Here is a 9,441-nt window from a genome sequence, read left to right on the forward strand (position 1 = left end):
CATTGACTCATTCCTTCCCCGGGCGTGGCGCCAGGCCGTAGCAGGCGAGCACCGCGACGGCTACCACCACGATCCCGCCGATGCCCATCGGCGTCCGGAGCTGCCCGAAGAGTGTTCCGGCCTGCGGGATCACGAAGAGCACCTTGCCGGCGCTGGCCACGGTGTAGGGCCGCGGGTCCGGGGACTGGTTCGCATCGCCCTGCAGGGTGAGGGCGCGGGCGGCGGCAGGTCCGCTCCCGGGAGCCTCCGTGGCGATGATCCGGTGCGTCACCAGCCCTTCGCCGTTGGGCCGCGGAACCGTGACCACATCGCCCACCTCAAGTTCCGTGGCCGGGGTGTCCTTGACCAGGATGAGCGAGCCTGTGGGCATGAATGGCTCCATCGAGCCGGACACCACGATCTGGGACCGCACACCGAAGGCCAGGGCCAGGACAGTGAGCGTGATGCACGCCGCACCTACAGCCGCGGCCAGCCACAGGATAACGGAACGGACGGCGGCGAGGACGCGGCGGGTGCCGGTAGGGGCTGCGGTAGTGGCGGTCATGGTTTTCCTTGGGATTGCGGGGAGAGTGATTGGCCATGGAGACTCAGGGTGAGACGGCTGGCTGCGGAGTCCTGCTTTCCCTTGCCAGGAGTGTCCGGGAAATGGACGTAGAGGACCAGCCGGGTGCGCGAGGCGTCTGGGCCGGCCCATGGCTGCCCGTCCGGCAGCGGATCGGCCTGCCGCGCTGCGAGCCGGACCGTGGATTCCGGGATGGCCGCGCCGGGAACCCCGGATTCGGGGTGCGCCGGGTCGCCGAACAGCGTGGTCTTCTGCCCGCCGCTGATCGCGGCCGCGGAGAACCGCAGCTGTGCAGGGTCCTTTCCGGCGCCGTTCTTTCCGGCGCCGGCCGCATCGGTTTCGACCTTCGCGCCCAGGAGCGCCCCCGAGGCCCGGCTGTTGTTGAACAGGTTCACGCCCAGTTCGGCCGTGCTGCCCGGGACAAACCCGGTGGTGTCCGGGAACGTGAATCGGAGCTGGTCTTTTCCGGGCAGGACAGTGCGGCCTTCGGAATCCAGGAGCCCGAGTTCGAAGCTGCCGGTCGCGGTGGTGCTCAGCCGGGCATGGTCGTCGTAGGCGGCCTGCGTGGCGGCGGCGGTGAACACACCGCTGGCCAGGATCACGACGGCGGCCGCTCCCACCAGGGTGGACGCCGCCTTCACGCCGTGCCCCGCTTGCGCCGCCCCAGCCAGAGCAGCAGGAGTCCGGCCGTGAGCGCGGCCGCGCCGCCCAGGATCCCGGCGATCACCCCGGCGCCGGTGTGCGGGAGCCAGCCGCTGCCGGGGGTCCCCGCACTGTCGGTACGGTCCGCGCCGTCCTGGCTTCCGGCGTCGGGAGTGGCGGAAAACCGCCAGCTGATCTGCCCGGCGGCGTCGCGGTATTCGTTGCCGGCGGCGGCCGGAAGCGCGACGTCGGCCGTGAAGGTGCGTACCTGGCCCGGCCCGATCACGCCCAGGCTGATGGCCGTGCGGCGGACCGCAGGCCGGGTAGCCGGGACCGTCGCGGGAACGATGACGGTGCTGCCTTCGCGGAGGGCGAGGGTGGCAGGATGCTTGCCTTCGAAGCCGCTGCCGCGAACGGAATCCAGGGTGACGTAGAGCGCCGCGGCCTTTCCGCTGATGTTGCGGACCGTGCTGTGCCAGCTGTTCGAATGGCCGGGAGCGGGCATGGTGACGGTGAAGCTTGCGTTGTCCAGCTCCAGCACCTGCCCGGAGACCGGGGCGGCCTGGGCGGGTCCGGCCGAAGCAAGGGCCGCTCCGGCGGCCAGGCCTGCCGCGAGCAGGGCGGCGGGAAGGGAATTCATGATGGTGGGTGTCATTTCGTGGGAGTGGCCTCGACGATGTAGTGGCGGCCCGGAACGGTCCGGGCATGGATGACGGTTCCAAGCTGGAGCTTCGCGTTGTAGGCGGCGGCCGGGGCCGTGGGGCGTAGCCAGACCTTGACCGTGAGCGCGGTTCTCCTGCCGTCGGCCGCGAGTCCGGGAACAGCGGGGCCGGTGCCGTCGGCGAGGGCGTTCACGGCTGCGGCGCCCAAGGGGATGCCACCGGGAAGCAGGGGCTTGCCGGCGTCGTCGTACACGCCGAACAGCAGCGACTCGAACACTTCGCGGGGCGTCCCGCGGTTGGTGATCTCGAGCGACAGCCGGGCTTCTGCGGTCCCCGGAAGGGTCTGCACCCGGACGGTGTAGGCGGCGGTCGGCTTGGCGGGATCGCCCGTGGGTTCGCGGGAGAGCGTGCTGACCAAGGCGCCGCCGGGGTCGCTTGCGGAGGCCACGATCTTCGGGTTGTCCGGGGTGTTGTGGCGGTCTGATTCCTTGGGTCCCTGGGCGATGGCCAGCCGGCCGGACAAGGCGGCGCTGCCGCTGGCGTCCTGGCTGAACGCGGCGTCCGTGGTTCCGCCCAGGGCAAGCAGCCCAGCCAACCCGGTGCCCAGGAGCGCGGCGGCCGCCATCGGGTAGCGACGGATCACTTGCTGCTCCCGTCAACGCGGGCCGCGAGCTGTGCGCCCTTTCCCTGCCAGGAGTTGTCCGCCCACCCGGGAAACGCCACCGTGAGCCGGACCGTGGTGATCCCTCCGGGGGCGAGTTCTTCCAGCCGCAGTCCGGCGAGCAGTTCCCGGGCGCTACCGGGGACGTCGACGGCGAGCTGCCGGCCGCCGTCGGGCCCGTCACCTTGGGTCACGGTGAAGCGCAGGATGTCGAAAAGACCGGTGCCGGCGGCAGAGGATGGAGCGGCGTCGAAGAGGCTGAGCTGCACGTCCGAGGCGAGTTCCGGGCTGGCGTTGCGCACGCCGAGGGTGAAGGTCTTGCTGGTGCCGGGGCCGAAGCCGCTGCTGCTGCCGATTTCGAAGGCCTGCGGGTTGCCCTCGGCCCAGGCGGTGCCGGCGGGGAGCCGGTCTCCTTCGGCGCCGGTGACCATGATGTTGAAGCCGTTCCGTCCGGGATCCGGGACGAAGCTGGTGTGACCGCGGAGCGCCTCGGCGTACTGGGCGTCGGTGAAGGCAAGCCCGGCGCCGAGGAGCGCGCCCGCGGCGACCAGCAGGCGGCGGCTGGGAAGCGGCCGGTCCCTCAAAGCAAACCTGGGCCTCATGGAAAGGCGGGCTTTCATGTGATGTGGTGTCCTGTTCTGCTGCATTAATTGCCTCTGCTGCATTAATTGCCAGGGTGGCGGCCGGAAGCCGGCCGCCACCCTGCTCTCCGGGACTAGTTGACGGAGCTGCCGTCGAAGCGGGCCTGCAACTTGACCGTGCCGCCGTTGGCCGCGTTGGTGGCTGCCTGGTCGGCGCCGTCCAGCAGGTAGACCTTGGCGACCACCACCTTGCCGGCCTTCGGATCGAGCTGGTGGAGGTCCGCCGCGGCGGTGTGGCCGTCCTTGATGTCGAGCTTGCTGGCGGTCCAGGCGGCCGGCTCGGCGGAGGCGTCGTCCACCTCGGCGATGTCCACCCGCAGCAGCCCGGCGTAGGCCTTGTTGCGGGCTTCCTGCTCCGGGGTGGCTGCGGCGCCGGTGACATTCTCGAAGGCGAGCGAGAGCTTGGAGGAGAACGTGGGCGAATCGTTGCGGACCGGAAGCTTGACGTAGATGGGGGCGCCGCCGGGAACCAGCGAGTCCGCGCCCGCCACCGGTGCCACGTCCGCGGCATCCGGGTTGGCCTCGATCCACGTGGCCACCGAGTCGACGGTGTTCTCCTGGCCCGCGGAAACCTGGATGTTGTAGCGGTTGTCCGCTCCGCCCAACCCGCCGTCCGGGCCGCCGCCGTTGATGTTCAGCAGGCCGAAGTCAGTGAAGGCTGCGCCCGTGGCCAGCGCCGCGACGCCCAGCAGGGCTCCGGCGGCAACGACGGCCCGTTTGCGGCCGCTCCTGCGATCGCTGGTGCCGGCTGCTGCGTTATCGATGGTGTTCATTACTCTTCTTTCACTCATTTCTTGGGTTGCTCCTGCTCCCGGCGTGCGGGCACAGGGTGTTCGGCGGCGCTCAGTTGTCGCCGTCGAGGACCTTGAGGGTGCCGGTGGCGCGGGACCGTACCGGCTGGCCGAACGGGACCGCCGAGGTGGCTTGGGTGAGGTCGTGGATCCGGTATCCGCTGTAGGCCGCGGGGGCCTGGACGCAGCGGTTGTAGTTGAGCCCGACGACGGTTCCGGCGCCCCACGCGTACATGGCGCCGTCCGCTGTGGCGGCCCAGCTGGCGCACTGGGTGGAGGACACCGCGGTGACGTCGGCCGGGAGGCCAGCCACTTTTTGCGGCAGTGCGACCACCTCGCCGGCGGCCTCGGACGAGCACGGAATCCCGGCGTTCCGGTGGACGCCGATGGCTTGGCAGTAGTTGTTCGAGCCCCAGCCGTACACCGTGCCGCCCCCGGAACCCGTACCGGCTACCAGCGCCTGAACGGAACTGATGCCGGGGGAGACCCGGTCCACGTTCCGCAGTGCCACCACGGGGCGGTAGCGGGAGTCCTTGGCGTTCGGATCCGTGCTGTTGGCCCGGCCCAGGAATCCCGTGCCGTAGCTGTCCGTGGAGGTCTGCCAGGTGTAGAGGTCACCGTTCTGCAGCAGCATCCGCGGGGCACGGGAACTGAAGCCCAGCTGGCGGACCGGGCAGTCGCCGTCGTCCACCACCGCGTGGGCCGCCGTCCCGGCGCAGGCTGGCAGCACGGATGCCGACATATGGCTTGCGATGTCCCGCATCCGTGCCGAGCGCAGGGCCGCGGTGGCGGCCGGCGTCGCGCCGATCAGCTCGGATTCCACGAAGGACCGGCCCTGGGCGTCCTTGTAGAGCTCCGGGTACGCGGCGAACAGGGCCTGGTTGGCGCCCTGGTTCAGGTAGGGGCAGCGCTGGGTGTTCTGCGCCGTGCCCAGGCCGTCGGAGTGGTCGAAGCCCCAGGTGTAGACCAGACCCGAGGTGGACACCGCACCGGAGGAGTTGTTTCCGCCCCAGATCGAGTGCCACCGGACCTCGCCGCCGGCGTTAGTCCCGGAAACGCAGTCGCCGGCGGACAAGGTGGCGGCGATGCGGTTCGCCTGCACCGGGAACGTTGCCTGCGCGGCGGTGTACCCGGAGACGGGAAGGTTCTCGCCGCCATAGCCCCACACCCACATCCGGCCGTCGGCGTCCAAGGCGTAGAACTGGTTTTCCGAACGTTCCAGGTTCACGATCCGCGGCATCGGGGTGCCGTCCATGGTGCGCCGGACCGGGCCCGGGGTGTACGTCTGGTTCGCCGACAGCGGGCCCCGGCCCAACAGGCGGTTGTTTGACCCATAGCTACTGCCCCACGTCCAGACGGTTCCGTCGTCGTCGAGTGCCGCATAGGAGGTGCTCGACAGGTAACTGAAGTCGTTCGAACTGCCGGCAGCTTTCACGATCCGTACGCCGTCCGGGAACTCCACCTTGTTCGGCGGCGCGGTGGCCGGGGTGTTGCCGCGGCCGGCGCCGTCACCGCTGTTCCGCAGCCCCGAGACGAACAGCTCGCCGAAGCGGGTCACGAACAATGCCGAGCCGGCGGACTGGTCGTTCGCCACGGGCAGGCTGCGCAGGGATGGTTCGGTGGCCAGTTCGGCCGCGGCATGGCTCTGGTCCTGGAAGGCCGCGGCGGTGACGCCGGTCCCTGCCAGGAGCGCGATCAGGCCCGCCGCCGCACCGGCCAGGCACAGCTTCCGGGCAGTGCTCCATGGTCCGGCAAAGAACGGCCGGGTGCTGGTGGTTCCCACAATTCCCCCTATCGATTGCTGTAGGCGCTTCACTGCGGTGCGGTAGCCTGAACCACCGCACCTCCTCTGCGGTCCCGAAAGCGCGGGAGCGCACAGGGATAACAGCTGGAAACATGGATCAAAGCTAGGAGCGGGAAAGCCGGGCTGAGTGGCCGGTCAGGGTGAACCAGGTGCCCGCCGGGACGATTTGAGTACCCGGACGCGGCGGCGCAGGCGGCACTGTCCGCGGGATGGAGAAACGATGTTCGTCTACCAGGAGACGGTGGTGGAGGCGGTGCGGTGCCTCCTGACCGGCAAGGACGTCCGCGTCGTCGGCCCCGGCGGATCCGGGCGGAGCAGCATCCTGGATGCCGTCGTCTCCGGCCTGGAACAGCTGGGGAACGAGGCGGTGGTGGTGCGCGTGCCGCCGGTCGCCGTCGAACAGCCGGGTTATGTCCTTTCCCAGCTGCAGCTTGAGCTGGGACTCGCGCCGGGGCGCGGCACCCTGCAGGAAAGGGTCGACGCCGTTGCTGCCGCCCTCCGTGGGAAGATCCTCGCCTTGGACGACATGCACCACGCGGATGCCCTGTCCCTCCGTGCGCTGGGCACGGCCTTGGGCGCATCAGCGGGCGCAGGAGCCACCCTGTTGTGCACGGAACTCATGGGCCGGCACCGCGACGAGGAACTGCCGCCGCGTTGGCCCGAGGCCTTGCTCGATGTGCCGCCGCTCGGCGTCGGCCAGGCCACCAGGCTGGTGTCCGAAAGCCTCGGCGGCCCGGTGGATCCCGCCGTCGTGGTCCGGATCCTCAGCGAATCCGGTGGGATCGCGCGCTTCCTGCTGGCCATCGCGCAGAGCGCGCGGGAGCATGGCCGGCTGACCCTGCAGGACGGTGCTTGGCGCATGGTGGGGCCCACCCTGTGGCACAGCGACTTGGTCTCGGTGGTGGACGGATACCTTGCGGGCCTCGACGGGGAGGTCCGGGCCGCCGTCGATTTCCTGGCCCGGCCCGGCGGATGCTCCCTGGCCGAAGCCCTGGAGCATTTTCCTGAAGGTGTGTGGGAGCGTGCCCGGCAGGCCGGGATTGTGTCCCTGAGCGAACTGGGCGGACGCTACGAACTACAGTTGCGCCCGCCGCTGCTGGTCAAGCGGATCGCCCGGGACCAGCTGACTGTGGCCGAGGCCGCCCGCAGGATCGCCTCCGGGACTCCGGCGCGGGCCGGCGCCTTCAGCGCTTTCCGGAAGCGCGACGCAAAGGTCATGGCCCAGCAGTTCATGGAGCACCGGCGCCGGGCTGCGGAGGCAGCCTTCGCCGCGTGGCAGCGGGAGAAAACGCTGCAGAATGCCTGCCGCTACCTGAAGGGAGCCATCGGGGAACCCTCCGAGGCGGCCCGGGTGCAGGAAGTGTTCGGCACTCCGCAGTCCGGTGAGGCGGATTCACCGGAGGGCTTCGAATTCACCGTGCGGCACGCGCAGTGGTTGCGATACGTGAAGCACGACGCCGGCGCGGCGGAGGAACTGCTGCGCCGCTTCGCCGGGAAGGCACCGCACCGCGCCGCGTCGATCGCCGCTGCCGGTGCGTTCATGGCGGTGCTCGGCGGGGACGGTATCAACGGGTCCGTGCCGGTCGACGCCGATCCGGCGTCCTCCGAACTGGCAGGCCTGCTCCATGTGGTGCTCAGCCTGCTGCGCGGCGAACTTGGACCGGCGCGGGAGTTCATGGCCAATTCCGGCCGGTACCGCGGCGAGAGCGCGTTCCTGCTGGCCGCGGCCCTGGAGCCCCTGCTGCTCTTTTTCGACGGCGACGCCACTGCCGCCCTGGACGCCTGCCGGGAAGCACGCGAAGCGGCGCTCGAACGCTACGACGGCGATACCTTCTTCGTCCTGTCCTTCATCGCCGCGGTCATTTTCCACTACCTGGACAACAGCCCCAGCCGGCGGCAGATGCTCGAAGAAGCCCTCGCCGTCGGGCGTCCACGGCCCCTGCTCGCCCCGTTGTACGGCGCGGCACTCAACCACGTGGCGATCTCCGCGCACTACCACGCACGCCTGTCCATCCGGGACAGCCTGCTGCTCGAATCCGGCCAGCTCGCCGCCGAACCAGGGCCTTTCCTGGGCTCGGGAACAGACATCCTGGCCGCGCTCAGCAAGCATCACGACGACCCCGCGGCGCTGGACGCCGCGATCGCGCGCTCGCTGCGGGCCCGTCGCCGCAAAGGCTACACGCTGACCGCGGTGCACACCGGCCTGGTGATGCTGAGCCTTTCGGCCGGGCCGCTCGCCGCGGAGGAACTCGGCAGGGCGGCCGAGGGGATGGACATCCCGGCCTTCAACACCGCCATCGGGCTGGCCGGGAGGCTCTGGAACAGCACGCCGTCGGAGATCCGCATCTGGCTGGAACACCGGGGAACCGGCCAGGACGCGGCGCTGCTTGCCGCACTGGTCGCGGCGAAGTCGCGGGCAGCCCTGCGGGACGGCGATCCGGAGCTCAGCCGGGAACTCGGGGAACTGGCCGCCGGCCTGGTGGGCGGGGGAAGCGGTGTGGCCCGCCTGCTTCCCGTCAGCAACCCCGTGCCGTCCCTCACTCCGCGCGAAGTGGAGATTTCCCTTCTGGCCGGCAGCCTGAGCAACCCGGACATCGCCGAACGGCTCCGGCTGAGCCCGCGCACGGTGGAGAACCACATCGCCAACGCGCTGCGGAAAACCGGCGCATCAGACCGGAGCGAACTCAACGAACTGGTCCGCCGCCTGGCGCCGCTGGGGATTTAGGGGTGGCCGAGGAGGGTTTTGGCTTCCTGGCGGGTGGTGCCGGAGTCCTGGATGCCGTCGGCGATGTGGGCAATATGCTCCAAGTGCGCGGGGATGTCGCGGCCCTTCTTGCGCATCGCGGTGGCCCAGAGCCGTCCGGCGCGGTAGGAGGAGCGGACCAGGGGCCCGGACATGACGCCGAGGAAGCCCAAGGCTTCGGCTTCTTCGCCGAGTTCGACGAATTCCTGGGGCTTGACCCAGCGGTCCACGGGCAGGTGCCGCTCGGAGGGGCGCAGGTACTGGGTGATGGTGATCAGGTCGCAGCCGGCCTCGTGCAGGTCTTTGAGGGCCTCGCTGATTTCCTGGCGGGTTTCGCCCATGCCCAGGATCAGGTTGGACTTGGTGACCATGCCGTGGTTCCGGCCCTGGGTGATGACGTCCAGGGAGCGTTCGTAACGGAAGGCGGGGCGGATGCGCTTGAAGATCCTCGGCACGGTTTCGACGTTGTGCGCGAACACCTCCGGCTGTGAGTCGCAGATCGCCTTGATGTGCTCGGGTTTGCCGGAGAAGTCCGGGATGAGGAGCTCCACGCCGGTGTTGGGGTTCAGTTCGTGGATCTTGCGCACGGTCTCGGCGTAGAGCCAGACGCCTTCGTCCTCGAGGTCGTCGCGGGCCACGCCGGTGACGGTGGCGTAGCGCAGGTTCATGGACTGGACCGAGCGGGCCACCTTGGTGGGTTCGAAGCGGTCCAGGGGTGAGGGTTTGCCGGTGTCGATCTGGCAGAAGTCGCAGCGGCGGGTGCATTCGGAGCCGCCGATCAGGAAGGTCGCTTCCTTGTCTTCCCAGCACTCGAAGATGTTCGGGCAGCCGGCTTCCTCGCACACGGTGTGCAGGCCTTCTTTTTTGACCAGGTTCTTCAAACCGACGAACTCCGGCCCCATCTGGACCTTGGCCTTGATCCACTCGGGCTTGCG

General features: G+C 69.8%; 9 protein-coding genes. 1 reads left to right on the forward strand and 8 read right to left on the reverse strand.

What is annotated here, in order from left to right:
• Positions 1-7 precede the first annotated feature (7 nt).
• The 7 genes from BIU82_RS17770 to BIU82_RS17800 form a co-directional block, all read right to left on the reverse strand.
• Positions 8-544: a signal peptidase I gene (locus BIU82_RS17770; protein ID WP_070350772.1), complete on the reverse strand. Its 537-nt coding sequence runs from the start codon at positions 542-544 to the stop codon at positions 8-10.
• Positions 541-1,203: a hypothetical protein gene (locus BIU82_RS19985; RefSeq protein WP_070350773.1), complete on the reverse strand. Its 663-nt coding sequence runs from the start codon at positions 1,201-1,203 to the stop codon at positions 541-543. The genes BIU82_RS17770 and BIU82_RS19985 overlap by 4 nt, the downstream gene beginning before the upstream one ends.
• Positions 1,200-1,859, reverse strand: coding sequence for an LPXTG cell wall anchor domain-containing protein (locus tag BIU82_RS17780; RefSeq protein WP_139146681.1), 660 nt, complete (start codon positions 1,857-1,859; stop codon positions 1,200-1,202). The genes BIU82_RS19985 and BIU82_RS17780 overlap by 4 nt, the downstream gene beginning before the upstream one ends.
• Positions 1,856-2,509, reverse strand: coding sequence for a hypothetical protein (locus BIU82_RS17785; RefSeq protein WP_139146682.1), 654 nt, complete (start codon positions 2,507-2,509; stop codon positions 1,856-1,858). The genes BIU82_RS17780 and BIU82_RS17785 overlap by 4 nt, the downstream gene beginning before the upstream one ends.
• The gene (locus BIU82_RS17790; protein WP_139146683.1) at positions 2,506-3,147 is read right to left on the reverse strand and encodes a hypothetical protein; all 642 of its coding nucleotides are present in this window, start codon (positions 3,145-3,147) and stop codon (positions 2,506-2,508) included. The genes BIU82_RS17785 and BIU82_RS17790 overlap by 4 nt, the downstream gene beginning before the upstream one ends.
• Before the next feature lie 95 nt (positions 3,148-3,242).
• Positions 3,243-3,941: a hypothetical protein gene (locus BIU82_RS17795; protein WP_070350777.1), complete on the reverse strand. Its 699-nt coding sequence runs from the start codon at positions 3,939-3,941 to the stop codon at positions 3,243-3,245.
• Positions 3,942-4,011: 70 nt separating this feature from the next.
• On the reverse strand, positions 4,012-5,742 hold the full coding sequence (locus BIU82_RS17800; protein WP_070350778.1) for a hypothetical protein: 1,731 nt from the start codon (positions 5,740-5,742) through the stop codon (positions 4,012-4,014).
• Positions 5,743-5,983: 241 nt separating this feature from the next.
• Here BIU82_RS17800 and BIU82_RS17805 point away from each other — a divergent pair, with 241 nt between their 5' ends.
• Positions 5,984-8,488: a helix-turn-helix transcriptional regulator gene (locus tag BIU82_RS17805; RefSeq protein WP_070350779.1), complete on the forward strand. Its 2,505-nt coding sequence runs from the start codon at positions 5,984-5,986 to the stop codon at positions 8,486-8,488.
• Here BIU82_RS17805 and lipA read toward each other — a convergent pair.
• The coding region (lipA, locus tag BIU82_RS17810) for a lipoyl synthase (RefSeq protein WP_070350780.1) at positions 8,485-9,441 on the reverse strand (957 nt) is incomplete at its 5' end. The genes BIU82_RS17805 and lipA overlap by 4 nt on opposite strands.

The sequence above is a fragment of the Arthrobacter sp. SW1 genome (assembly GCF_001766675.1).
Taxonomy (GTDB): domain Bacteria; phylum Actinomycetota; class Actinomycetes; order Actinomycetales; family Micrococcaceae; genus Arthrobacter.

Bases quoted from the DNA above. Each gene is read 5' to 3' on its own strand.
- BIU82_RS17770 (WP_070350772.1), bottom strand. From the start codon at position 544: ATGACCGCCACTACCGCAGCCCCTACCGGCACCCGCCGCGTCCTCGCC.
- BIU82_RS17805 (WP_070350779.1), top strand. From the start codon at position 5,984: ATGTTCGTCTACCAGGAGACGGTGGTGGAGGCGGTGCGGTGCCTCCTG.
- BIU82_RS17780 (WP_139146681.1), bottom strand. From the start codon at position 1,859: ATGACACCCACCATCATGAATTCCCTTCCCGCCGCCCTGCTCGCGGCA.
- BIU82_RS17790 (WP_139146683.1), bottom strand. From the start codon at position 3,147: ATGAAAGCCCGCCTTTCCATGAGGCCCAGGTTTGCTTTGAGGGACCGG.
- BIU82_RS17795 (WP_070350777.1), bottom strand. From the start codon at position 3,941: ATGAACACCATCGATAACGCAGCAGCCGGCACCAGCGATCGCAGGAGC.